The organism is Pseudomonas fluorescens (genome assembly GCF_902497785.1).
Classification (GTDB): Bacteria; Pseudomonadota; Gammaproteobacteria; order Pseudomonadales; family Pseudomonadaceae; genus Aquipseudomonas; species Aquipseudomonas fluorescens_BO.
Map to the genome: position 1 here is coordinate 81,685 of NZ_CABVHK010000012.1, position 23,149 is coordinate 104,833.

General features: G+C 61.0%; 22 protein-coding genes, 1 pseudogene and 1 riboswitch. Of the genes and pseudogenes, 7 read left to right on the forward strand and 16 right to left on the reverse strand.

Going from position 1 to position 23,149, the window contains the following annotated elements:
- Position 1 precedes the first annotated feature (1 nt).
- The 9 genes from cobC to cobO form a co-directional block, all read right to left on the reverse strand.
- Positions 2-577, reverse strand: a complete 576-nt coding sequence (gene cobC, locus F8N62_RS18725) for an alpha-ribazole phosphatase family protein (RefSeq protein WP_150712064.1) — start codon at positions 575-577, stop codon at positions 2-4.
- Positions 574-1,629 (reverse strand): nicotinate-nucleotide--dimethylbenzimidazole phosphoribosyltransferase, encoded by a 1,056-nt coding sequence (gene cobT, locus F8N62_RS18730; RefSeq protein ID WP_150712065.1) that lies wholly within the window; start codon positions 1,627-1,629, stop codon positions 574-576. The genes cobC and cobT overlap by 4 nt, the downstream gene beginning before the upstream one ends.
- On the reverse strand, positions 1,626-2,147 hold the full coding sequence (gene cobU / locus F8N62_RS18735) for a bifunctional adenosylcobinamide kinase/adenosylcobinamide-phosphate guanylyltransferase (protein ID WP_150712066.1): 522 nt from the start codon (positions 2,145-2,147) through the stop codon (positions 1,626-1,628). The genes cobT and cobU overlap by 4 nt, the downstream gene beginning before the upstream one ends.
- A gap of 148 nt (positions 2,148-2,295) precedes the next feature.
- Positions 2,296-3,747 carry a cobyric acid synthase gene (locus F8N62_RS18740; protein WP_150712067.1) on the reverse strand — a complete coding sequence of 484 codons (1,452 nt, stop codon included), beginning with the start codon at positions 3,745-3,747 and terminating at the stop codon, positions 2,296-2,298.
- Entirely contained in the window at positions 3,744-4,736 is a 993-nt protein-coding gene (gene cobD, locus F8N62_RS18745; RefSeq protein ID WP_150712068.1) for a threonine-phosphate decarboxylase CobD, read from the reverse strand. The genes F8N62_RS18740 and cobD overlap by 4 nt, the downstream gene beginning before the upstream one ends.
- On the reverse strand, positions 4,729-5,637 hold the full coding sequence (gene cbiB / locus F8N62_RS18750; RefSeq protein WP_150712069.1) for an adenosylcobinamide-phosphate synthase CbiB: 909 nt from the start codon (positions 5,635-5,637) through the stop codon (positions 4,729-4,731). The genes cobD and cbiB overlap by 8 nt, the downstream gene beginning before the upstream one ends.
- Positions 5,634-6,284 carry a 5,6-dimethylbenzimidazole synthase gene (bluB, locus tag F8N62_RS18755; protein WP_150712070.1) on the reverse strand — a complete coding sequence of 217 codons (651 nt, stop codon included), beginning with the start codon at positions 6,282-6,284 and terminating at the stop codon, positions 5,634-5,636. The genes cbiB and bluB overlap by 4 nt, the downstream gene beginning before the upstream one ends.
- The gene (locus tag F8N62_RS18760; RefSeq protein WP_150712071.1) at positions 6,281-7,672 is read right to left on the reverse strand and encodes a cobyrinate a,c-diamide synthase; all 1,392 of its coding nucleotides are present in this window, start codon (positions 7,670-7,672) and stop codon (positions 6,281-6,283) included. Before F8N62_RS18760 ends, bluB begins: the two co-directional genes overlap by 4 nt.
- A 10-nt stretch (positions 7,673-7,682) precedes the next feature.
- Positions 7,683-8,294 carry a cob(I)yrinic acid a,c-diamide adenosyltransferase gene (cobO, locus tag F8N62_RS18765; RefSeq protein ID WP_150712072.1) on the reverse strand — a complete coding sequence of 204 codons (612 nt, stop codon included), beginning with the start codon at positions 8,292-8,294 and terminating at the stop codon, positions 7,683-7,685.
- Between the two features lie 80 nt (positions 8,295-8,374).
- Positions 8,375-8,607: riboswitch (cobalamin riboswitch) on the reverse strand.
- 154 nt (positions 8,608-8,761) lie between these two features.
- Between cobO and F8N62_RS18770 the strand changes: the two genes are divergently transcribed.
- Together F8N62_RS18770 and F8N62_RS18775 are read left to right on the forward strand one after the other, a co-directional pair.
- The gene (locus F8N62_RS18770) at positions 8,762-9,346 is read left to right on the forward strand and encodes a hypothetical protein (protein ID WP_150712073.1); all 585 of its coding nucleotides are present in this window, start codon (positions 8,762-8,764) and stop codon (positions 9,344-9,346) included.
- Positions 9,347-9,414: 68 nt separating this feature from the next.
- Positions 9,415-10,728 carry a PQQ-dependent sugar dehydrogenase gene (locus tag F8N62_RS18775; protein ID WP_150712074.1) on the forward strand — a complete coding sequence of 438 codons (1,314 nt, stop codon included), beginning with the start codon at positions 9,415-9,417 and terminating at the stop codon, positions 10,726-10,728.
- A 194-nt stretch (positions 10,729-10,922) separates the two neighbouring features.
- On the opposite strand, the gene F8N62_RS18780 is transcribed toward F8N62_RS18775, so the two are convergent.
- The 5 genes from F8N62_RS18780 to F8N62_RS18800 form a co-directional block, all read right to left on the reverse strand.
- On the reverse strand, positions 10,923-11,459 hold the full coding sequence (locus F8N62_RS18780) for a C40 family peptidase (RefSeq protein WP_150712075.1): 537 nt from the start codon (positions 11,457-11,459) through the stop codon (positions 10,923-10,925).
- 214 nt (positions 11,460-11,673) lie between these two features.
- Positions 11,674-12,315, reverse strand: a complete 642-nt coding sequence (locus F8N62_RS18785; protein ID WP_150712076.1) for a C40 family peptidase — start codon at positions 12,313-12,315, stop codon at positions 11,674-11,676.
- A 212-nt stretch (positions 12,316-12,527) separates the two neighbouring features.
- Complete coding sequence (gene hda, locus F8N62_RS18790) at positions 12,528-13,232, reverse strand: DnaA regulatory inactivator Hda (protein ID WP_150712077.1); 705 nt, start codon at positions 13,230-13,232, stop codon at positions 12,528-12,530.
- Positions 13,233-13,461: 229 nt separating this feature from the next.
- Positions 13,462-14,535 (reverse strand): AI-2E family transporter, encoded by a 1,074-nt coding sequence (locus F8N62_RS18795; RefSeq protein ID WP_150712078.1) that lies wholly within the window; start codon positions 14,533-14,535, stop codon positions 13,462-13,464.
- A gap of 38 nt (positions 14,536-14,573) precedes the next feature.
- Entirely contained in the window at positions 14,574-15,632 is a 1,059-nt protein-coding gene (locus F8N62_RS18800; RefSeq protein WP_150712079.1) for a DUF2066 domain-containing protein, read from the reverse strand.
- 384 nt (positions 15,633-16,016) lie between these two features.
- Between F8N62_RS18800 and purM the strand changes: the two genes are divergently transcribed.
- The 3 genes from purM to F8N62_RS18815 are packed head-to-tail and all read left to right on the forward strand — an operon-like array spanning position 16,017 to position 18,447.
- Entirely contained in the window at positions 16,017-17,075 is a 1,059-nt protein-coding gene (gene purM / locus F8N62_RS18805) for a phosphoribosylformylglycinamidine cyclo-ligase (RefSeq protein WP_150712080.1), read from the forward strand.
- Positions 17,075-17,725, forward strand: coding sequence for a phosphoribosylglycinamide formyltransferase (gene purN / locus F8N62_RS18810; protein WP_150712081.1), 651 nt, complete (start codon positions 17,075-17,077; stop codon positions 17,723-17,725). Before purM ends, purN begins: the two co-directional genes overlap by 1 nt.
- A gap of 8 nt (positions 17,726-17,733) precedes the next feature.
- A complete protein-coding gene (locus tag F8N62_RS18815; protein WP_150712082.1) occupies positions 17,734-18,447 on the forward strand; it encodes a DUF3108 domain-containing protein in 714 nt (237 codons plus the stop codon).
- Between the two features lie 158 nt (positions 18,448-18,605).
- Here F8N62_RS18815 and F8N62_RS18820 read toward each other — a convergent pair whose 3' ends face one another.
- The gene (locus F8N62_RS18820) at positions 18,606-19,616 is read right to left on the reverse strand and encodes an amidohydrolase family protein (protein ID WP_150712083.1); all 1,011 of its coding nucleotides are present in this window, start codon (positions 19,614-19,616) and stop codon (positions 18,606-18,608) included.
- Positions 19,617-19,766: 150 nt separating this feature from the next.
- Here F8N62_RS18820 and F8N62_RS18825 point away from each other — a divergent pair, with 150 nt between their 5' ends.
- Positions 19,767-20,183 (forward strand): OsmC family protein, encoded by a 417-nt coding sequence (locus F8N62_RS18825; RefSeq protein WP_150712084.1) that lies wholly within the window; start codon positions 19,767-19,769, stop codon positions 20,181-20,183.
- A gap of 61 nt (positions 20,184-20,244) precedes the next feature.
- Positions 20,245-21,104: pseudogene (locus tag F8N62_RS18830) on the forward strand (pirin family protein).
- A gap of 130 nt (positions 21,105-21,234) precedes the next feature.
- On the opposite strand, the gene htpG reads toward F8N62_RS18830, so the two are convergent.
- Entirely contained in the window at positions 21,235-23,139 is a 1,905-nt protein-coding gene (gene htpG / locus F8N62_RS18835) for a molecular chaperone HtpG (RefSeq protein WP_150712086.1), read from the reverse strand.
- Between the last annotated feature and the right edge of the window lie 10 nt (positions 23,140-23,149).

Consider the following 23,149-nt stretch of genomic DNA (forward strand, 5'->3'; position numbering starts at 1 on the left):
GTCAGACCGCTTCCTTGAGAACGCCGCCGCTCTCGACGCTCAACGAAAACAGTGCTCCATGACCGACTTCAACGTTGAGCAACTGCTCGCGTGGCAAACCCCGCGCCTGCGCCAGCAACAAACGCATGACGCCGCCGTGACTGATCAGTAGCACCCGTTCGCCCGCATAGGCCGCGTGCAATCGGTGGACAGCCGCCAATACTCGCGACGAAAAGTCCGCGACCGGCTCACCCTGTGGCGGTGTGAAGGAATAAGGGTCGGCCCAGAACAAGCCCAGCGCTTCGGCATCCGTTTCCATCAAGGCCGCTGCGCTCTGCCCTTCCCACTCACCGAAATGCAGTTCCTGCAGGTCCTCGTCCAGCTCCACCGGTAAACCCAATTGCGCCCCGAGTTCATCGGCGAACCGCGCGCAGCGTTGCAATGGCGAACTGATCACACGATTCCAAGGCCCTTGCCCGACGACCGCCGCGCGCATTTGCGCCCAGCCTGTGTCTGTCAGCGCATCGTCGAGGCTACCGCGCAGGCCACCGCCGAGTTCGGTTTCGCCGTGACGCAGCAGGTCCAGGCGCAAGGTCATGCCGGACGATCCGCCACGGCCGCTTCGGCGAACGTCGCCATCTGCCCGTGAAGGTCGCAGGCCAGACGCAGCAATGGAACGGCCATCGCCGCACCGCTGCCCTCGCCCAAGCGCAGACCAAGGTCCAGCAACGGCTCGGCACTTAAGGCTTCCAACACATGGCGATGGCCCGGTTCCGCACCGCGATGCCCGAACAGCAGCCATTCGCGGGATTCAGGATTCAAGCGCACCGCGACCAACGCGGCGACGCTGCAAATGAAGCCGTCCACCAGCACGGCAACACCTTCCTGGGCGCACGCGAGGTAAGCGCCGACCAGCGCAGCGATTTCAAAACCGCCGAGGTTGAACAGGGTGTGCAGCGCATCGCCACGCTGAGCGCCGTGCACTGCCAGCGCACGTTCGATGACCTGCGCTTTATGGCTGACACCCGCCGCGTTCAGGCCAGTGCCCGGCCCGGTCAGGTGCACCACCGGGCAATCGAGCAATGCACAGGCCAACGCGCTGGCCGCCGTGGTATTACCGATGCCCATCTCGCCACCGATAAACAGTTGCGCCCCGGTGGCGCGGGCACGGTGAACGCTGTCGCGACCGGCTTGCAAGGCGAGTTCGCCCTGGGCATGAGTCATCGCCGGACCGTCAACAAAGTTCGCGGTGCCCGGGCCGATGTTCAGGTGGCGTACGCCCGCAAGATTCAGCGTCGGCGTCACGGTGCCGAGGTCGACCACTTCGAGGGCGGCCCCAAGCTGCCGCGCCAACACGCTGATTGCCGCACCGCCATTGACGAAGTTGTGCAGCATCTGCCCGGTGACTTCCTGGGGAAACGCCGACACGCCCTCGGCGACCACGCCATGGTCACCGGCAAAAATCGCGATCCACAGTTGATCCAGACTCGGTTTGACCCGGCCCTGCAGTCCGGCCAATTGCACCGCAACCGATTCGAGCCGCCCGAGGGAACCGGCCGGCTTGGTCAGTTGCTGTTGCCGCGCTTCAGCCTGCTCGACGGCTTGAGCGTCAATCGGCTTGCACGGGTTCAGCCACCAGGATTGAGTCATAACGCAGTTCCTTTCAAAGTCAGGGGCAGGCCGGCGACGGTCAGGACGACGCGCTGACAGCGCTCGGCCAAAGCTTGATGCAGCCAGCCGGATTCATCGACGTAGCGGCGAGTCAATTCGCCCAGCGGCACGACACCCATTCCGGTCTCGTTGCTGACAAAAATGATTTCACCCGGCAGGTCAGCCAGGCAGTCCAGCAGGGCTTCACGTTCGGCGCTTAAGCGCGCGACGTTGTCGAGCATCAGCAGATTGGTCATCCACAGGGTCAGGCAATCTACCAGCAGACACTGCTGCGAGCTGGCGGATTGGCGCAGGATGCGGGCCAGTTCAACAGACTCTTCGATCAACCCCCATTCGGTGGGGCGACGGGCGCGGTGATGGGCGACGCGTTCGTTCATTTCGCCGTCCAGCGCTTGGCTGGTGGCGATGTAGGTCACGGGGAGGCCGGTGTCTGTCGCCAGCTTTTCAGCCAGACGACTTTTGCCGGATCGGGCGCCGCCGAGGATCAGTTGCAGCATGGTTCATTCCTTAAAATCTTTGGTGAGGCTTCCGGCCTCATCGCGGGCAAGCCCGCTCCCACAGGTTCCGTGGGTGGACCCAAAACTGGTGAGCAGCCTCGATCCTTGTGGGAGCGGGCTTGCCCGCGATGAGGCCCGAACATTCGACTCAAATCCCGCAGAGTTCACGCAGCAGTCGGGTATCCAGGTGCCGCTCAACCAGATCCGCCAGCCGCTCGATATCACGCTCACGCAAGCCGTGGTAATCCACCTCCTGCACGTCCTGCAAACCCGCCCAACGCAACAGCGCACTGCAGGCCGCCGGCGACTCAAACAACCCATGCAAATAAGTGCCGAAAATCTGCCCGTCGACACTTTGCGCACCGTCGCAGCGACCGTCGTCGAGCTGCACGGCAGCATTTTCCAGCGCCGGCCCGGTGGTCACGCCGGCATGGATTTCATAACCGCTGACCGGCGCATCTTCCAACGCCAGACGCCCGCGCACATTGCGCAATTGCTTCTCTGCTTCGAGTTGCGTTTCGAACGCCAGCAAGCCCAGGCCGGCACTGGTGCCCGGCGCGCCTTCGAGGCCCAGCGGATCGTGCACCTGCTCGCCGAGCATTTGCAGACCGCCGCAAATCCCCAGGACTTTTCCGCCATAGCGCAGATGCCGGGCGATTGCAGTTTCCCAGCCATTGGCACGCAGAAACGCAAGGTCGCTGCGTACGCTTTTCGAGCCGGGCAGGATGATCAGGTCGGCGGGCGGGATCGCCTGGCCGGGGCCGATGAATTGCAGGTCGACTTGCGGGTGCAGGCGCAGCGGATCGAAATCGGTGTGGTTGCTGATGCGCGGCAACACCGGCACCAGCACTTTCAACACCTGATCGGCCTTGGCGGTCTGGCGCTGATCGATGCCGTCTTCGGCTTCCAGGTGCAGGTCCATCACGTAGGGCAAGACGCCGATCACCGGCTTGCCGGTGCGCGCTTCGAGCCAGTCAAGACCCGGTTGCAGCAACGCCAGGTCGCCGCGAAAACGGTTGATGATGAAGCCTTTGACCCGCGCCTGTTCGCTCGGTGATAGCAGTTCCAGAGTGCCCACCAGATGCGCGAATACCCCGCCGCGATTGATGTCGGCAATCAACACCACCGGGCAATCCACCGCCTCGGCAAATCCCATGTTGGCAATGTCGCCGGCACGCAGATTGATCTCTGCCGGTGAGCCCGCGCCTTCGACCATGACCAGCGGATACGCTGCGCTCAACCGCTCATGTGAAGCCAGCACGGCTTGCATGGCGATGGCTTTGTAGTCGTGATACGCCACGGCGTTCATGGTCGTCACGGCACGTCCATGAACAATCACCTGGGCGCCGGTGTCGCTGTTGGGTTTGAGCAGCACCGGATTCATGTCGGTGTGCGGTTCAAGATGGGCGGCCTGAGCTTGCACCGCTTGCGCGCGGCCGATCTCGCCGCCGTCGGCGGTCACGGCACTGTTGAGCGCCATGTTCTGTGGTTTGAACGGCACGACGCGCACGCCCTGACGTGTGACCCAGCGACACAGCGCCGTCACCAGCGTGCTTTTACCGGCATCCGACGTGGTGCCTTGCACCATCAACGTGGTCATTGGCTTTCCTTGGCGAACGCCACCAGTGCTTGTTCGAGTCGCAACCAGTCGGCTTCTTCGCCGGGCAGACCAAAACGCAGGCTGCTGTTATGGATAAATAACCGCAGCAGAATGCCGCGCCGCGCCATGAATTCATGCAGCTCTTCAGCGCGCTCGGTCACCAGCCATTGAAACAACGCGCAGCCGCCTTGGGGTTTAAGGCCGTGTTGTTCAAGCAGTATCGCCAGTCGGTTGCTGGCCGCTTCAGTACGTTCACGTTGCCGGGCATGACCAGCCTTATCGAGCAGACAGGCTTGCCCGACCACGCGGGTCGGCCCGCTGACCGCCCAGGGGCCAACTTGTTCGGCGAGCAATTTGAGCAGCTTGCGCTCCGCCAGCACGAAGCCCAGCCGCACCCCGGCCAGACCGAAAAACTTGCCGAAGGACCGCAGCACGATCAAACCGACCTGATGCGCACACGGCGCAATGCTCAGCTGCGGCGTGTTGTCCATGAACGCTTCGTCCACCACCAGCCATCCGCCGCGCTGGGCCAGCCGTGAATGCCAGCCGAGCAAGCGACTCGGGGAAAGGCTCAGGCCCGTGGGATTGTTCGGGTTGACCACCACCAGCACGTCGAGGCTGTCGAGGAAGAAGTCGACTTCCTGCTCCAGCACTTCGCGCACGATGTAGCCGTTGCGCCGCCAGGCTTCGGCGTGTTCGGCATAACACGGCGACAGCACGCCGACTTTACCGACCCGACGCAAACGCGGCAGTAACTGGATCGCCATTTGCGAACCGGCCACCGGCAGCACCTGCGCGGCGCCGTAGTATTCACAGGCCGCCTGTTCCAGGCCGTCATCGCTTTCCGGCAAGCGTGCCCAGGCGCGCAATGGAACGTCCGGAACCGGGAATGGCCAGGGCGCGAGGCCGCTGGACAGGTCGAGCCAATCGGCTTCGGCGATGCCGTATCCGAGCGCAGCCTTGCGCAACCGTCCACCGTGTTCAAGCATAAAATTCAGCTCCCACGCAGAGCATCAGCAGCCATAACCATACCCCGCGCTGGACCAATTGCCAGCCACGATCGATGGAATCGGCGTCCGCCGGCAGTCCTTCGCCGAGCGGCGGACGCTGATGCAATTCACCGTCATAAATCGCCGCCCCGCCCAACTCGACTCCCAGCGCACCGGCACCGGCGGCCATCACCGGACCGGCATTCGGGCTGTCCCAGGTCGGGCCCTGGGTGCGCCAGCATGTCAGCGCGAGTCGGGTTTTGCCGAGTAGCGCGTAGGTCAACGCCACCAGCCGCGCGGGAATGTAGTTGAGGATGTCGTCGATCTTCGCCGCCGCCCAGCCGAAACGCTCGAAGCGTTCGTTGCGATAACCCCACATCGCATCCAGCGTATTGCTCAACCGGTAGAGCACCACGCCCGGCGCGCCGGCCACGGCAAACCAGAGCAGCGCGGCGAACACTGCGTCGCTGCCGTTTTCCAAAACGGATTCAGTGGCGGCCCGGGCCACTTCGGTTTTATCCAGCTCACTGGTTTGACGGCTGACCAGATAGCCAACGCGTTTGCGCGCTTCGTCCAGATCATCACTGCGCAGCGCCTTGGCCACCGGCTCGACGTGCTCGCCGAGACTGCGCAGGCCGAGGGCGCAATACAACGCGAGTATCTCGACGATCCAGCCGACATAAGGCGCCCAGGAAAACGCCGTGGCGAGCAAAGTCAGCGGCACGACGGCGATCACCCAGGCCGTGACGCCGTGACTGCGCCAGCCGCGCCCACCGCCGTTGAACCGTTGCTCGATGCGGTCGGCAAAACGGCCGAACGCCACCAGCGGATGCCAGCGTTTGGGTTCACCCAGCAGCGCATCCAGCGCAACCGCGGCGACACTCAACAACGCCACACTCATTGACCCTCTCCCCAATAATTTTCGTACAACAAGTCACTTAGTGGACGCGCTTGCGCCCAGCCTTCGAGAACCAGCATCGGCGCCGGATAGAATTCCTTGACCGGCCCCAGGCAAAGAATCGCCAACGGCTTGGCCCCGGCGGGCAAACCCAGCAGGTCGGCCAGGGCTTGCGGCTCGAATAAAGACACCCAGCCCATGCCCAATCCTTCGGCACGGGACGCCAGCCACAGGTTCTGGATGGCGCAGGACAGCGAGGCCATGTCCATTTCCGGCAAGGTGCGACGACCGAAAATATGCCGCTCCCGATCGTCCATCAGCGCGGCCACCAGGACTTCGGCGCAGTCATTGATGCCTTCGACTTTCAGCTTCATGAACTCGTCGGTGCGCTCGCCGAGGGCTTCGGCGGTGCGCATGCGTTCTTCTTCCACCAGTGACTGGATCTGGCTGCGCAGTGCGCGGTCGCTGATGCGGATGAAGCGCCAGGGCTGCATCAGGCCGACGCTCGGCGCCTGGTGGGCAGCTTCGAGCAGGCGTCGCAGCAACTCAGGTTCGACGGTGCCGCCGCTGAAATGGCGCATGTCGCGGCGTTCGGCGATGGCTCGGTAGACCGCTGCGCGCTCGGTCTCACTGAATGCGTTGTCGGTCATGGCCTCATCGCTGGCAAGCCAGCTCCCACAGGGGTTTCTGGTTCACATAGATCAACTGTGGGAGCTGGCTTGCCAGCGATGGCGGCCTCCAGGTCAGGCGCAAACAATGCGGCTACAGCGCTTGGATTGGACGGAAAATAAAAGTGCACATAAGAAGCCGTCATCCGCCCCTCACGATAAACCGCCTCCGCCCCGCGCCCGCCGTTCGGGCTGATGCCACGGGCAATCGGCTCAATTTCGGTACTGGTCAAGGAATGGTGGTAGGTATGCCCACGCAACAACCCTTCCGGCAACTCGACCGATTGCAACGCCAGCGCCGCCAGTCGCTTCTGCATCACCGCATCACCTGCCAGCAACCCCACCAATTCGGCACGGGTGCCTTCGACATCGGTCAGCGAATCGAGCAAATACAACATGCCGCCACATTCAGCCAGCAACGGCTTGCCTGCCGCGTGATGCGCGCGGATCGCGTCAAGCATCGCGGTGTTCTGCGACAGCGCGACATGGTGCAACTCGGGATAGCCACCCGGCAGATACAGGCTGTGCGCCTGCGGCAACTCAGTGTCACGAATCGGCGAGAAGAACGACAGTTCGGCGCCCATGGCCCGCAGCACATCCAGACTCGCGCCATAAGTGAACGCAAAGGCTTCGTCGCGGGCCACGGCAATGCGCACGCCGGCCAACAACGGTTCGGCGGCGACCCCTTCAGGCGCGGCGAAGTCCACGGGCGGCGGCAGCGCAACGTCGCAACTGCCGGCCAGTGATGCAGCCGCTGCATCGAGTCGCAGATCGAGGTCATTCAGCTCGCTGGCCTGAACCAGACCCAAATGCCGGCTCGGCAATTCGATCCCGGTTTCCCGCGACAGCGCGCCGTACCAACGCAAGCCTTCGGTCAGGCTGCCTTCGAGCAATTGCGCGTGACGCACAGTGCCCACGCGGTTGGCCAACACACCGGCAAACGGCAAGTCCGGCTGATACTTCGCCAACCCCAACGCCAGCGCGCCGAAGGTCTGCGCCATCGCCGTGCCGTCGATCACCGCAAGCACCGGCACACCGAAGTGCCGGGCCAGATCGGCGCTTGATGGCGTGCCGTCGAACAGGCCCATCACGCCTTCGATCAGGATCAGGTCCGCTTCAGCGGCGGCTTCCCACAACAGGCGACGACTTTCCTGCTCGCCGACCATCCACATGTCCAGTTGATACACCGGCGCACCGCTGGCGCGCTCGAGAATCATCGGGTCGAGGAAGTCCGGGCCGCATTTGAACACGCGCACCTTGCGCCCCTGATTGCGATGCAACCGGGCCAGCGCGGCAGTGACGGTGGTTTTGCCCTGACCGGAGGCCGGCGCGGCAATCAAGACCGCCGGGCAATGACGAATGCTTTTCATAAAATAATATTCACAGCTCGACGCCTTTTTGCGCTTTGATCCCGGCCTGGAAGGCGTGCTTGATGACACCCATTTCGGTGACCGTGTCAGCCAGTTCGATCATCTCCGGCTTGGCGCCGCGACCGGTAACGACCACATGCTGCATTGGCGGACGCGCCTGCAAGTCGCTGAGCACCTGATCGAGGTCGAGGTAACCGTGCTTGAGGGCGATATTCAGTTCATCAAGCACCACCAGGCCAATCGACGGATCGCGCAGCAGTTCGCGGGACACTTGCCACGCCGCTTCGGCGGCGGCGATGTCACGCTGGCGGTCCTGGGTTTCCCAGGTAAAACCTTCGCCCATCACATGAAAACGCACCTGCTCCGGGAAGCGCCGAAAGAACAATTCTTCGCCGGTGCTGTTGCGGCCCTTGATGAACTGCACCACGCCGCACTGCATGCCGTGGCCCATGGACCGGGCAAGCATGCCGAACGCCGAGCTGCTTTTGCCTTTGCCATTGCCGGTCAGCACCAGCAGCAGGCCGCATTCATTCGGCGAGTTGGCGATGCGTTCGTCGATCACGGCTTTTTTGCGCAGCATGCGCGCCAGGTGGCGTTCGTCACGATCGGGGGTATCAGTCATGGGGGAGCTCTCCGTTGAGGCTGGATAACGGCGGGCAGGCACAAGAATAGATGGCAAAAAGCCTGGCATCGCCCACCGTGATGCCGCTGGATGGATCAGGCCGGTCTCCGGGCTCATGAGCGGCATCACGCCTGACTGCGCGCCTTCCCATGTCGGTCGACACAGTGGCTCAAGGCGCAGTCTTCACTCATTTACCGTTGCGGGGGCAGCGCCGGGATCGTGGTTGTCCATAGGTTGAACGAACGCACTCACCAGCTTCCCTGTTTCACTCTGTCGACCCAAGCCACAGAGCACCTGAAACAAGCCGCGAAGGTTAGAGGGTTGGGGGTGGAGCGTCAATTAAAGCCGGGCGCCTGCCCGGCGAATGATTGCCGTCGATCAATTAGATCACGCCAATCTTGTGCCACACTTCGAGCAGTGATATCAAAGAGCCACAATCCCACATCACAATAACAAGGGTAAGCCACATGCAAGGCATGATCATCAGCAATCCGAAGCTGGAATTCCTGCGCCCGGTGCTCGAACGCTGGTTTGACTGTATTGACCGCTACAACGCCGTGCGCGGCGACAATGAAACACCTTACTGGTACGACGAAAAAGCCAACCTTGGCTTGCTCGCAGCTGCCGCGTGGGCGGCGGAAATGGTCACCCTGCAATCCACGCCGACCCGCAAACAGAACGAAGAAGGCGAGCGCAATGCCCGCGCCGACCTGTTTATCGCCAGCAGCGAAGAACGCGCCTTCCTTCAGGCCACTCAGCGCTGGCCCAGGGTCAACAGCTTGAACCTGACTCAGGCGCTGGTCGATATCACCAGTGACGCGAAGCGAATCAGCTACGCCAGCGACCTGAAGCTCGGCTGCCTGTTCATCGCGCCGCAAAAGGCCCAGCACGGTGCGACCCCAGAAGAACTCCAGGACATGGTCGACGATTTACAAAAGGAGCATTCCTGCGCCGTCGCCTGGTATTTCCCCTACGCCTATCGCAAGTTGCGCAACGAAGCCGGCCACTACCACCCCGGCATCGCCGTGCTGTTCAAGGAAGCCCGCGGCTGACCGGTTGAACCATCGCAGGTTTGAGCTTCTCTATTGATCAGGTCACTGCATTTATAGGGAAGATCAGCATGCACAAGCCCCAGCTTATTCTCGTCATCGCCCTCGCCGGAGGGCTCGCTGCCTGCGGCGAAACCTCCAGCCTGCAAGTCTCCGACGGCACCGGCCCGTCACCCAAACTGCCAGAACCGAACAAGACCCTGATCCCGACGGTGAACATCGCCCCGGCGATCGGCTGGCCGGACGGCGTGAAACCCACGGCAGCGGCGGGCACGCAAGTGGCAGCATTTGCCGAGGGCCTCGATCACCCACGCTGGCTCTACGTGCTGCCGAACGGCGATGTGCTGGTCGCGGAAACCAACGCTCCGCCAAAACCCGATGACGGCAAAGGCGTGAAAGGCTGGGTGATGAAGAAAGTCATGGGCCGCGCCGGTGCCGGCGTCCCGAGCCCTAACCGCATCACCCTGCTGCGCGACAAGGACCACGACGGCGTCGCTGAAACCCGCACGGTGTTTCTGGAAAACCTCAATTCGCCGTTTGGCATGACGTTGGTCGGCAATGACCTGTACGTCGCCGACACGGATCGGTTGCTGCGTTTTCAATACGAGGATGGCGCCACGTCCATCAAGTCGCCGTCGATCAAAGTGGTTGATCTACCGGGCGGCACGCTGAATCACCACTGGACCAAAAACGTTATCGCCAGCAAAGACGGGAGCAAGCTGTACGTTACGGTGGGTTCCAACAGCAACGTGGCCGAGAACGGCATGGATAAGGAAGAGGGACGCGCGGCGATCTGGGAAGTGGATCGTGCCACCGGTAACCACCGGATTTTCGCCTCGGGCCTGCGTAACCCTAACGGCATGGCCTGGGAGCCGCAGAGTGGTGCGTTGTGGACAGCCGTGAATGAGCGGGACGAAATCGGCAGCGACCTGGTGCCGGACTACATCACCTCGGTCAAGGATGGCGCGTTCTATGGCTGGCCATTCAGCTATTACGGTCAGCATGTCGACATTCGCGTCGAACCCCAAAACCCGGATCTGGTCGCCAAGGCAATCGCGCCGGACTACGCCGTCGGGCCACATACCGCGTCGCTGGGCTTGACGTTTGCGCAGGGCAACACACTGCCGGCGCAATTCAAGGAAGGTGTGTTCATCGGCCAGCACGGCTCGTGGAACCGCAAACCGCACAGTGGCTACAAGGTGATCTTCGTGCCGTTCAGCGCTGGCAAACCGTCCGGTAATCCGGTGGATGTGCTCACCGGATTCCTCAATAAAGACGAAGATGCCATGGGCCGCCCGGTAGGCGTCGTGATCGATCAGCAGGGTGATTTGCTGGTGGCGGATGATGTGGGGAATAAGGTGTGGCGGGTGTCCGCCGTTAAATAACTGCCAGGCCTAAAACCTGTGGGAGCGAGCCTGTGTGGTGAGGGGATTTATCCCCGCAGGGCGGCGAAGCGGCCCCGGCATTTCAAAGTGATACTGCGCTTACGACTGCTCCGCAGCCGAACGGGGATAAATCCCCTCACCACACAGGCTCGCTCCCACAGGGGTTATCGCCATCGCCCAACGGCCGCTCGAAACTAAGGATTGCGCGCCAGATGCTCTGGCTGCAGGACACGTTTGGCACTCAGGTAGGCTTTCTGCCAATACGCCTTGGACAAGCTGTCGAGCTTCACCGTGCCACCCGTGGCCGGCGCATGAACGAAGCGGCCTTCGCCGACGTAGATCCCGGCGTGGCTGACTTGGGAGCCGCCGTTGGTGGCGAAGAAAATCAGGTCACCGGTTTGCAGACCTTCCTTGCCGACATTCGCCGCCTGCATGCCGATCATTTCCCGCGTGGTACGTGGCAGCGAAATACCGGCGACATCATGGTAGACATAGCCGATCAAACCACTGCAATCAAATCCCGAATCCGGCGTGTTGCCGCCCCAGCGATAAGGCGTGCCGACCAGGCCCAAGGCGCGAAAGAGCACGTCTTCTGCCTGAGGCGAAAAAGGTTGGGCGGAACTGAACACGATTGGCGCGCGAACCACCGGCGCCGGTGGCGGTGTGCGGCTGGCGCAGGCGCTGAGCAGCGCTGCGAAGAACATGATTGCGAGGCGGGCCGACATCGTCATTAGCAGAACATCCTGATCTGGCTGCGGCTTTTCCTGCCGACACGGCAGAAAAGAAAACCGCCTGCGCAGGACGCAGGCGGTTTGCCATCAATAATAGATCAGGATTCTAGCGGCTATCGGCCAAACTTCAAGTAAGACTTTAAGTTCGCCTTACAAGTTGTCCGTCTACTCTGTTGCAGAGTGGTCGCCATCAGCGTGGCGACCGGCTGAAGCGTTACTTGCGTGCCGTGACCACAGTCGGGGCCATCGCAAGTGCGCGCTTGGCTTCGATGAAAGTCTTGCTCCAGTAGCTGTCGCCCAGGTTATCGACCCGAACGCCACCGCTTTTGCGGCTGCTGGAGTGGATGAACTGGTTGTCACCGAGGTAGATCCCGGCATGACTGACACGACCGCGACGGCCGTTGGTGGCGAAGAACAGCAGGTCGCCCGGCTTGAGCGCACTGCGAGCTACCAGTGGCGCGTCGACGTTGATCATTTCGCGAGTGGAGCGCGGCAGGTTCATGCCGGCCTCTTCACGGAACAGGTAACCGATGAAACCGCTGCAATCGAAGCCGGCCTCGGAAGTGCCGCCGAAACGGTAACGGGTACCGATCAGGGACATGCCGCGTTCGAGGATGCTGTCGGCCAACACTGGGAGCTGGTAGGACTTGCCGTCGGCGAAAGCTGCCAGCTCTTTATCGGTAGCAGTGCCTTGTGCGTCGAGATCTTCTTCGAACAAAACGGAAGAGGATTGCGCAGTAACGGAATTTTTAACCTGCTGTTGCGGCGCTTGCTCGGACACTGGGGAGTGGGCAGCGCAACCGAACAACAGGGTGACGAGTGCGAGGGGCACGAGGGGTGCAAAGCGATTTAGCATGGGCACGACCGTGGCTGATAGTTCTAAGAAGCCGCGACTATGCCCGCTATCATCCTCATTTGCAAATTCAATCGAACTTAATGTGACTTCCCGGTTCCGCGCTGACATCTAAGCGCTTAAGCCCGTTCTAGACGTTTACGCAGCCTGCACCTTGTAGGAAAGCGGATTTAATGGCGCCTGAAATCTGCCGAGTCCCGCGAAAAACAAGGGTTTCACCAGCCCAGCGTTTCCTTCAGGAACGGGATGGTCAGCTTGCGCTGAGCCTGGAGGGAGGCCTGGTCGAGCTGTTCAAGCAATTCGAACAGCGCGCTCATGCTGCGCGTTCCCCGGGTCAGAATAAAATGCCCGACCTCGTCGGTCAGGTGCAGTCCGCGACGGGACGCACGAAGTTGCAGCGCACGCAGCTTGTCCTCGTCGGACAGCGGTCGCATCTGGAAGATCAGCGCCAGGGTCAGGCGCGATTTCAAGTCAGCCAGCTTCACCGGCAACTCGCGCGGCGACGTCGATGCAGCAATCAGCAGGCGCCGACCGCTGTCTCGCAGGCGGTTGAACAAATGAAACAACGCCTCTTCCCAATCCGCACGCCCGGCGACCGCTTGCAGATCGTCGAGGCAGACCAGTTCGTATTGTTCAAGGTTGTCGAGGATTTCGGTGCCGCGATCCAGTAGCTCGGCCAACGGCAGATACACCGCCGGCTCCCCCATCTGTTCGAAGCGCAGGCAGGCCGCCTGCAGCAGATGCGTGCGCCCTACCCCGTCCTTGCCCCACAGATAAATCAGGCTTTCGGTCCAGCCGGCGTCGGCTTCGCAAAGCCGCTCGACATAGCCGAGTGCAGCGGCATTGGCGCCTGGGTAGTAATTGATAAAGGTAGCGTCGTCACGCAGACGCACACCTAGGGGCAGCTGAATCGGTTTCATGCTGACTGAACAGTTCCAAAGGAACCGTTAGTGGCCTCTGTGTAAAGTTTGCGAAGTTTATACCCGTGACGCCGGCCGCACAATGCGACAGACCATAAGCAAAATCAAAGGTTTGCGTTATCACAGCAGTTTCACGGGCGTTTCTTTGACGGCACATCTGACAGCAGCGCGGGATTACGGGGCAGTCCGGCGATGAACCGGGCTGCGCGAAGCGTGCCGTCAATGCGCTCTATAACTCAAGGCCATCAGAGCCACTGTAGATGTCCGAATCCTTATACAAATCCTGCATATGGCGCACGAGCACCATGATCACCGCCGCCACCGGCAGCGCCAGCAATACGCCAGTGAATCCGAAGAGCTCACCGCCGGCCAGGATCGCGAAGATCACCGCCACCGGGTGCAGGCCAATCCGGTCTCCGACCAGCCACGGCGTCAGCACCATCCCTTCCAGCGCCTGACCGACCATGAACACCGCAACGATGCCAACCATGGGGTACAAGTCACCCCCGAACTGAAACAGTCCGGCAATCAACGCCGCACCAATCCCGATCACAAACCCCATGTACGGCACGATCGCGGCCAGGCCGGCAATCATCCCGATCAGCAGCCCCAGCTCCAGCCCGACCAGCATCAGGCCGGCCGAATAGATCACGCCCAGTGCCACCATTACCAGTAACTGCCCGCGGACGAACGCCCCAAGCACCTCATGGCATTCCCCCGCCAGGGTCACAACCCGCTCTTCACGATTGCGTGGCAGCAGACTGCGAATCTTGGCCATCATCACGTCCCAGTCACGCAAGAGGTAAAAACTCACCACCGGGATCAGCACCAGATTGGCCAGTAAACCAATCAACGCAAGGCCGGAAGCCGTCGCCTGACTCAGCACCACACCAACGATGTCGGTGGTCTGGCCCATGTGCTCGCTGATCGCCGCTTTGAGTTTGTCGAATTTCCAGAAACCATCCGACAGCCCGAACTTCGATTGCGCCCACGGCAGTGCGGTGTTTTGCAACCAGTCGAGCATCTGCGGCGCCAGTTCGTACAGGCGGAACAACTGCTTGGCGAGCATCGGCACCAGCACCAGTAACAACGCGGTAAAAATCAGGGTAAACAGTGCAAACACCGCGACCACGCCCCAGGTCCGCGACAGCCCGGCTTTTTCCAGCCGATCCACCAGCGGGTCAAACAGATAGGCCAACAGCAACGCCACCAGAAACGGCGTCAGAATCGAATGCAACAACCAGACAAACACGCAGAGCAGAACAACCCCACCGAACCAGAACCAACGCCGCGAATCGGCCATGTACCACTCCATATGCATCTATATAAAGAAAGAAAACCTTACCAACGGAACCGCAGCTGCGGCACCGGTGCCGGCGTAGGCGCGATGACAGGGGCAGAACCTTCGGCCACCGGTTGCATGGGCGTCGCAGGGGCAGGCGCTTCACCGGCCGGAACCTCTTGCAACTTCGCCAGCGACAGCTGCGAGCGCAACTGTTCAGCGCTGCCGTTGACCCGGTAAAGAATCCGGTCAGCGTCAACACTTTGCAGACGCGCGCCAAACGGCTCGAGCAAACGTCCGAGCGTGGCATAGCGTTCCAGGTTCATGCCTTGCACTTCGAGCAATTGCTCGCCCGCAGCGCCCGGCTTGACCACAAAGCGTGGCGCCAGTCGCTGGTTGACCGCCAGCATCACCGCATCCGCCACCGCCACCTGATCCGCGCCCTGCACGCTGCCCGCCTCCTTTTTGTCTCCGAGCCACAATTGCCATTTAGCCTGCCATTGGCCGCCCTCTTCCCGGGCGTGTACGGCAAGCAAGCCGTCAGCGTTGTAACGCTCCGACGCCGCGCGCAACGGCGCCGCATCTGCACCTTCAAGCGTCGGTGCCGTGGCCACCAGTTGCTCGCTCAAGTCCGCCAGCGGCAGGCGCAGCGGCAGACCGCGATGTTGAGCCGCGCGACGCAATGGCGCAGCAGCGGCCTGGCCATCACCGACCAGACTCGAGGCCTCGGTTGAGTCGTTCAGCCACCACGTCAGGATCGACGGCCGGTTCGCGCCCCACAATGACAGGCCCGCACGGCGCAACGCCTGCGAGGTGCTGGCCGGGTCGAAATCGACCTTCAGCACTTCCGGGGGGCCGGCGTCGAAACCGAATTGACTGATGATCTGCTGCGGATCCTTGCGAATCGCCGCCAGGCCCGGGCTTTGCGCAGCCTTGGGATCGCCGGTCAGGCGCAGCACCAGCGTATCGAGCGCGCGCTGGGTGGCTTGATCGCGCTCCTCGGCCGTCTGACTGGTGACCGGCTCGCGCACCTGATAAAGGCCTTTGACGGTGTCGGCATGACTCGCCAGGCTGGCCAGAGACAAACAGCCTACAAACAATGATCTGAAAAAACGCATGGAAGATTCCTGACGACAAGAGCGGCTGGAACTGACCGCATGAAGGCAAACGAGCAAGGCTGTGACCCTCGCCCGACGCAAAACATTCACAGGTCCCGGTTAAGTTTTTCGCACTGCCATAACGATAGACGGTTAATCGCGTTACCTTATACAGCCATGCGGCAAGCGACCAACACGGGCAATCGCGGTTTTTTTGTGTCGATATGCCCCTGCTGTCGGCCTGAGGATGGCCGCTGCCCTTCAAGCCTGATAAAATCGCGCGCCTTCGCAGACCGGCAACAGCCGGGCAGTGTCGGAACAGCGCGCAAGGCTTTCGCCTACGCCGTTTCGGCGGTCCCGCTGGACTCGGTCGTTACCCCTGAATCCCCCCTAAAGGCCTGGATCATGAGCAAGCAACCCTCCCTGAGCTACAAGGACGCCGGTGTAGACATCGACGCCGGTGAAGCATTGGTCGAACGCATCAAGAGCGTCGCCAAGCGCACTGCGCGCCCGGAAGTCATGGGCGGCCTGGGCGGTTTCGGCGCCCTCTGCGAAATCCCGGCCGGCTACAAGCAGCCTGTACTGGTTTCCGGCACCGACGGCGTCGGCACCAAGCTGCGTCTGGCGCTGAACCTGAACAAACACGACAGCATCGGCATCGACCTCGTCGCCATGTGCGTCAACGACCTGGTGGTCTGTGGCGCCGAGCCGCTGTTCTTCCTCGACTACTACGCCACCGGCAAGCTCAACGTCGAAACCGCGACCCAGGTCGTCACCGGCATCGGCGCAGGCTGCGAACTGTCCGGCTGCTCCCTGGTCGGCGGCGAAACCGCAGAAATGCCGGGCATGTACGAAGGCGAAGACTACGACCTGGCCGGCTTCTGCGTCGGCGTCGTGGAAAAATCCGAAATCATCGACGGTTCGAAAGTCGCTGCCGGCGATGCCCTGCTCGCCCTGCCGTCCTCCGGCCCGCACTCCAACGGCTACTCGTTGATCCGCAAGATCATCGAAGTGTCCGGTGCCGACATCGAGAACATCCAGCTCGACGGCAAACCGCTGACCGACCTGCTGATGGCGCCGACCCGCATCTACGTCAAGCCGTTGCTCAAGCTGATCAAAGAAACCGGCGCTGTAAAAGCGATGGCGCACATCACCGGTGGCGGCCTGCTCGACAACATCCCGCGCGTCCTGCCAAAAGGCGCACAAGCGGTGGTTGACGTCGCCAGCTGGACCCGCCCTGCCGTGTTCGACTGGCTGCAAGAAAAAGGCAACGTCGACGAAAACGAAATGCACCGCGTACTGAACTGCGGCGTCGGCATGGTCATCTGCGTGGCTCAAGAGCACGTTGAAACCGCGCTGAACGTGTTGCGTGAAGCCGGCGAACAACCTTGGGTGATCGGTCAGATTTCCACCGCTGCCGAAGGCGCAGCTCAGGTTGATCTGAAGAACCTCAAGGCTCATTGATGTCCCAGACCTGTGATGTGGTGGTGCTGTTGTCCGGCACCGGCAGTAACTTGCAGGCCTTGATCGACAGCACGCGGACCGGCGACAGCCCGGTTCGCATCGCTGCGGTGATTTCCAACCGCGCCGACGCCTACGGCCTGCAACGCGCCAGGGACGCGGGTATCGCCACCCGCTCCCTGGATCACAAGGCTTTCGAGGGCCGCGAAGCCTTCGATGCTGCGCTGATCGAACTGATTGACACCTTCAATCCCAAACTCGTGGTCCTGGCCGGTTTCATGCGCATTCTCAGCGCTGACTTCGTGCGCCACTACGCGGGTCGCCTGCTCAACATCCACCCCTCGCTACTGCCCAAATACAAAGGGTTACACACCCATCAGCGCGCGCTGGAGGCCGGCGACGCTGAACACGGCTGTTCCGTGCACTTTGTCACCGAGGAACTCGATGGCGGACCACTGGTCGTACAGGCAGTAATACCGGTAGAGTTGCACGATTCGCCGCAAAGTCTGGCGCAGCGAGTTCACACCCAGGAACACTTGATCTACCCGATGGCCGTACGCTGGTTTGCCGAAGGTCGTTTATCACTCGGCGAACAGGGTGCTTTACTGGACGGCACGTTACTCGCGGCCAGCGGCCACTTGATTCGAACCTAGGAGATTTTATGCGTCGCGCCCTGCTCTTCGCTTGCGCTCTGCTCGCCCTGCCTTTCGCGCAGGCTGCGGAACTTCAACCTTTCTCCGCCAGCTACACCGCCGACTGGAAGCAGCTGCCCATGAGCGGCACCGCCGAGCGCAGCCTGACCAAGCAAGCCAACGGTGTGTGGAAGCTCAGCTTCAAGGCGTCGATGATGATCGCCAGCCTGAGCGAAGAAAGCACCCTGACCCTGGACAAAGACACCCTGCTGCCACAGTCCTACCACTTCGAACGCGGTGGCCTGGGCAAAGCCAAAAAGGCTGACCTGGACTTCGACTGGACCACCAAAATGGTCACTGGCACCGACCGTGGTGACGCGGTCAAGATCCCGCTCAATCGCGGCATGGTCGACAAATCCACTTACCAGTTGGCCCTGCAACATGACGTGGCCGCTGGCAAGAAGAGCATGAGCTATCAGGTGGTCGATGATGGCGAAGTCGATACGTATGACTTCCGCGTGCTGGGTTCGGAAAAAGTCGACACCAAGGCTGGCCAGATCGATGCGATCAAGGTCGAGCGCGTGCGCGATCCGACACAAAGCAAGCGCATCACCGTGTTGTGGTTCGCCAAGGACTGGGATTATTTGCTGGTCCGCCTGCAACAGGTCGAAACCGACGGCAAGGAGTACAACATCATGCTCCTCGACGGCACGGTCAACGGCAAGGCTGTCAAAGGCAACTGATCCATCGCGACATGAAAAGCCCCGCAAACGCGGGGCTTTTTTTGCCTTGAATTCCTGTGGAGAGGGAGCTTGCTCCCGCTGGGCTGCGCAGCAGTCCTTTTTTTGGGGCCGCTTCGCGACCCAGCGGGAGCAAGCTCCCTCGCCACAGGGGCTGTGATTTATTTAGCGACTGTACGCGGGAGGATGGAGAGGAAGTTATCCCGTGCGACTTTTCTGGCGACATTCTCCGGCAGGGCGTCGAGAAACGGATCAAAGCTGTGGATTTCCTTACCCAGTTTGTTGAAACGCCCTACCGCGTCCGAACCGATCATGAAGCGCTCCGGGAAGCGCTCCACCAGCTGCAACCATTCCTGGCGAGGCTTTCCCTGATCATCCAGCAGATAAGGCGTGAGCAGGCTCCAGGACAGGTCTATAAACAGGTTGGGGTATGACTCAAGCATGCGCGTCAGGGTCGGCAAGAGAAAATCCAGCTCGGTCTGGTGCCGATGAATCTCCGCACTGGTGCCCGCATGAGCCCAGATAAACCGGGTGTGCGGGTGGTTGCGCAAGGGTTCTTCGATTTCCGCGAGGTACAGCGGATTTTTCTCACGCTTGGAAGTGATGTTCGAATGCAGCATCACCGGCAAGTCGTTCTCGGCGGCGAGGTGATAGATTCTGGTCATCGCCTCGTTATTCGCCCTCGGCGTATCCCCGGACGTCAGCGCAGTCAGGTCGTCATGGCGGGTGAAGACTTCGCCGATGCCCTGCCACAACCCCGGATTGAGATCGAGCATGCGCTGGATATGCGCCGCGGAGTTTTTGTCATTGGGGTTGAAGCCTGACAGAAACGGATGAAAGTGCTGACGCTGTTCGGGTGGCAGCTTATTGACCGCAGCGGCGACGATCGTGTCCGTCGCGCTGTACCAATAGGCGTCGGCATCATCACCCGCGTAATAACGCGGGCGTTTGGGTTCGTCCTCGTGCCATTTCTTGGCCACCGGAATGCCGGAAATCATCACATGCTCGATGCGATTGTCCGCCATGGCCGCGAGCAGTTTCGGCATGCCCGCGGTTTCCTGGAAAAAATCCACGTAATGCAGGTGGGCGTCGCTGTAGGCATATTCGCGGGCGTCGGCATAGGCGCTGCCGAACACCCACAAACAGGCGAGACTCAAGCGGTTCAAGGGCACGGGCGATCTCCGGAAGTCAGGAACAGCGTAGACCGCAGTGCGGCGATCAGGGTTCACCCGACAAGAAAGTGGAACGCGTTACCGGCGCAATGCTCTATAACTTCAAGGTCTTTTTTGATCAAATGACTTTTCCTACCGCCGAGGTTTCCGATGACAGTCACCGTCAATACCGTTTCCGCCGAAGGATTTCGCCACAGCGTACAAATCGATGAGCATGAACTCTTTGCCGATGCGCCCACCTCCGCTGGCGGTGAAGGCTCGGCGCCGGAGCCGCATGACTACTTCGACGCCGCACTCGGCGCCTGCAAGGCCCTGACGTTGAAGATGTATGCGAAGAAGAAAGACATCCCCCTGACCGGTGTCACGGTCGAGGTCAAACGCGACAACAGTGAAGAACAGAAAGGCAAATACGCGCTGCACGTCAAACTGACCCTCAAGGGTGTACTCACCGATGCCCAGCGCGATGAACTGCACCGCGTCGCCGATCGTTGCCCGGTGCACAAGCTGATGACCACCACCGACGTCAGCATCGAAACCCATCTGTCCGAAGGCGCCTTCAGCCAATAGCGGCAAGGGCCAGGTCAGCGGGTTATGCTCCACGCATCGCCCGCTCAGCCTGGAACGCACCATGAACACTCCGCTCGTGATCCGCCCCCGCACCGAAGACGTAGAAGGCCAACCGATTCTTCGCCCGCTGCCATCAGCCAAATGCCGCAGCGTCGGGCCTTTCGTGTTTTTCGACCACATGCTCGAAACCCGCTATCCGGCCGGTAAAGGCATGGATATCCGCCAGCACCCGCACATCGGGCTGTCCACGCTGACTTACCTGTTCGAAGGGCAACTGCAGCACAAGGACAGCCTGGGCTCGGATCAAGTGGTGAGCGCCGGTGACGTGAGCTGGATGACCGCCGGCAGCGCGATTGCCCACGTCGAACGCACGCCCCAGGCGCTGAAGAAAAGCGGCTTCACGATGCACGGGTTACAGATCTGGCTGGCATCGCCCAAGGATCATGAACAGGGGCCGGGACACTACAGCCATCACCCGGCAGCGACATTACCGGTCAGCGATAACCTGGGCGTAAAGATCCGGATGATTGCCGGGTCAGGCTTTTGCCTGAAATCCCCGGTTCCGGTGCTTTCTCCTACGTTGTATGCGGAACTGCACCTGCAAACGGCGACCACGCTGCTGATTCCCACGGAGCATGAAGAGCGGGCGCTGTATGTGCTCGACGGCGAGGTGCAGCTCGATGGCGAGTCAATAGAGCCGCATTCGCTGGTGGTGTTGCCTGCCGGGGAGGAAATGACGCTGTTCGCCGAGAGCGATTGTCATGCGGTGTTGTTCGGAGGCGCGCCGCTGGATGGGCCGCGAAGGATCAACTGGAATTTTGTGGCGAGCGATCCGGCGGCGATTGACGAAGCGCGCCGGCGCTGGGCGGCCGGAGATTGGCCTACCGTGCCGGGGAAAGCGAAAGAATCGAGTTGCCCTGACCCATTGTAGGAGCCGGCTTGCTGGCGATAGCGCCCTCAAGATCGCTATCGCCAGCAAGCCGGCTCCTACAGGTTTGCGGTCTGACCGGAATAAAAAAACCCGCCGAAGCGGGTTTTTTGTACAGCGAGGTTAAACCGACAGTTCAACCAACAGCTTGTTGAGACGGCGCACGTACGCGGCCGGGTCTTTCAAGCTGTCGCCGGCCGCCAGGGCCGCCTGATCGAAGAGAATGTGCGAGAGGTCGCCGAAGCGCTCGTCGCTCTGCTCATTGTCGAGCTTCTCGATCAGTGGGTGAGCCGGGTTGAATTCGAAGATCGGCTTCGAATCCGGCACTTTCTGCCCGCTGGCTTCGAGGATCTGCCGCATTTGCATACCCAGGTCCTGTTCGCCAATGGCCAGAATCGCCGGGGAATCGGTCAGACGGTGGGAAACCCGCACTTCAGCAACCGAATCGCCCAGTGCGGTTTTCAGACGCTCAACCAGACCTTCTTTGGACTTGGCGACTTCTTCAGCGGCTTTCTTGTCTTCTTCCGAATCCAGGTTGCCCAGGTCAAGGTCACCGCGGGCCACGTCGACAAAGCTCTTGCCGTCGAAGTCGCTCAAGTAGCTCATCAGCCACTCGTCGATGCGGTCGGTCAGCAGCAGCACTTCGATGCCTTTCTTGCGGAAGACTTCCAGGTGCGGGCTGTTTTTGACTTGGGCGTAGGTTTCGCCGGTCAGGTAGTAGATCTTGTCCTGACCTTCCTTGGCGCGTGCCAGGTATTCAGCAAGACCCACGACTTGCTCGCCTTCTTCGCCCTGAGTGGAAGCGAAACGCAGCAGGCCAGCGATTTTCTCTTTGTTGGCGAAATCTTCTGCCGGGCCTTCTTTCATGACCTGACCGAAGTTTTTCCAGAAGCCTTTGTATTGCTCAGGCTCGTTCTTTGCCAACTTCTCCAGCATGTCCAGCACGCGCTTGGTCAGCGCCGACTTCATGGAGTCGATGATCGGGTCCTTCTGCAGGATTTCCCGCGACACGTTCAACGACAGGTCGTTGGAATCGACCACGCCTTTGATGAAGCGCAGGTACAGCGGCAGGAACGACTCAGCCTGATCCATGACGAACACACGCTGCACGTACAGCTTCAGGCCTTTCGGCGCTTCACGCTGGTACAGGTCGAACGGAGCGCGGGTCGGTACATAAAGCAGCGAGCTGTACTCGAGCTTGCCTTCGACCTTGTTGTGGCTCCAGCTCAGCGGGTTTTCGAAATCGTGAGCGATGTGCTTGTAGAACTCCTGGTATTCCTCGTCCTTGATCTCGGTGCGAGGACGAGTCCACAGGGCGCTGGCGCGGTTGACGGTTTCCCACTCAACGGCAGGCGTCTCTTCACCCTCGACAGCCGCCACTTCTTTCGGCAACTCGATGGGCAAAGCGATGTGGTCGGAGTACTTCTTGATGATGTTGCGCAGGCGCCAGCCATCGGCGAATTCATCTTCACCGGACTTGAGGTGCAGCACGATGCGGGTGCCGCGTTCGGCTTTCTCGACCGTGGCGACTTCGAAATCACCCTCGCCTTTGGACGACCAATGCACGCCTTCGCTGGCGGCAGCACCGGCACGACGGCTGAACACGTCGACTTTATCGGCAACGATGAAGGCCGAGTAGAAACCGACACCGAATTGACCGATCAGGTGCGAATCTTTCTTCTGGTCGCCAGACAGATGCTTCATGAAATCAGCAGTGCCGGATTTGGCGATCGTGCCCAGGTGGGTGATCGCATCTTCACGGCTCATGCCGATACCGTTGTCTTCGAGGGTGACGGTTTTAGCGTCCTTGTCGAAGCTCACACGGATTTTCAGCTCGGCGCCACCTTCCAGCAACTCAGGCTTGGACAGGGCTTCGAAACGTAATTTGTCGACAGCGTCAGAGGCGTTCGAGATCAATTCGCGAAGGAAAATTTCCTTGTTGGAATACAGCGAATGGATCATGAGGTGCAGCAGTTGCTTCACCTCGGTCTGGAAGCCCAGGGTTTCCTTTTGAGTTTCCACACTCATGGTTATCAAA

Excerpts from the sequence above, each read along its gene's own strand:
- cobC (WP_150712064.1), bottom strand. The coding sequence starts at position 577 with ATGACCTTGCGCCTGGACCTGCTGCGTCACGGCGAAACCGAACTCGGC.
- cobT (WP_150712065.1), bottom strand. The coding sequence starts at position 1,629 with ATGACTCAATCCTGGTGGCTGAACCCGTGCAAGCCGATTGACGCTCAA.
- cobU (WP_150712066.1), bottom strand. The coding sequence starts at position 2,147 with ATGCTGCAACTGATCCTCGGCGGCGCCCGATCCGGCAAAAGTCGTCTG.
- F8N62_RS18740 (WP_150712067.1), bottom strand. The coding sequence starts at position 3,747 with ATGACCACGTTGATGGTGCAAGGCACCACGTCGGATGCCGGTAAAAGC.
- cobD (WP_150712068.1), bottom strand. The coding sequence starts at position 4,736 with ATGCTTGAACACGGTGGACGGTTGCGCAAGGCTGCGCTCGGATACGGC.
- cbiB (WP_150712069.1), bottom strand. The coding sequence starts at position 5,637 with ATGAGTGTGGCGTTGTTGAGTGTCGCCGCGGTTGCGCTGGATGCGCTG.
- bluB (WP_150712070.1), bottom strand. The coding sequence starts at position 6,284 with ATGACCGACAACGCATTCAGTGAGACCGAGCGCGCAGCGGTCTACCGA.
- F8N62_RS18760 (WP_150712071.1), bottom strand. The coding sequence starts at position 7,672 with ATGAAAAGCATTCGTCATTGCCCGGCGGTCTTGATTGCCGCGCCGGCC.
- cobO (WP_150712072.1), bottom strand. The coding sequence starts at position 8,294 with ATGACTGATACCCCCGATCGTGACGAACGCCACCTGGCGCGCATGCTG.
- F8N62_RS18770 (WP_150712073.1), top strand. The coding sequence starts at position 8,762 with ATGCAAGGCATGATCATCAGCAATCCGAAGCTGGAATTCCTGCGCCCG.
- F8N62_RS18775 (WP_150712074.1), top strand. The coding sequence starts at position 9,415 with ATGCACAAGCCCCAGCTTATTCTCGTCATCGCCCTCGCCGGAGGGCTC.
- F8N62_RS18780 (WP_150712075.1), bottom strand. The coding sequence starts at position 11,459 with ATGACGATGTCGGCCCGCCTCGCAATCATGTTCTTCGCAGCGCTGCTC.
- F8N62_RS18785 (WP_150712076.1), bottom strand. The coding sequence starts at position 12,315 with ATGCTAAATCGCTTTGCACCCCTCGTGCCCCTCGCACTCGTCACCCTG.
- hda (WP_150712077.1), bottom strand. The coding sequence starts at position 13,232 with ATGAAACCGATTCAGCTGCCCCTAGGTGTGCGTCTGCGTGACGACGCT.
- F8N62_RS18795 (WP_150712078.1), bottom strand. The coding sequence starts at position 14,535 with ATGGCCGATTCGCGGCGTTGGTTCTGGTTCGGTGGGGTTGTTCTGCTC.
- F8N62_RS18800 (WP_150712079.1), bottom strand. The coding sequence starts at position 15,632 with ATGCGTTTTTTCAGATCATTGTTTGTAGGCTGTTTGTCTCTGGCCAGC.
- purM (WP_150712080.1), top strand. The coding sequence starts at position 16,017 with ATGAGCAAGCAACCCTCCCTGAGCTACAAGGACGCCGGTGTAGACATC.
- purN (WP_150712081.1), top strand. The coding sequence starts at position 17,075 with ATGTCCCAGACCTGTGATGTGGTGGTGCTGTTGTCCGGCACCGGCAGT.
- F8N62_RS18815 (WP_150712082.1), top strand. The coding sequence starts at position 17,734 with ATGCGTCGCGCCCTGCTCTTCGCTTGCGCTCTGCTCGCCCTGCCTTTC.
- F8N62_RS18825 (WP_150712084.1), top strand. The coding sequence starts at position 19,767 with ATGACAGTCACCGTCAATACCGTTTCCGCCGAAGGATTTCGCCACAGC.
- htpG (WP_150712086.1), bottom strand. The coding sequence starts at position 23,139 with ATGAGTGTGGAAACTCAAAAGGAAACCCTGGGCTTCCAGACCGAGGTG.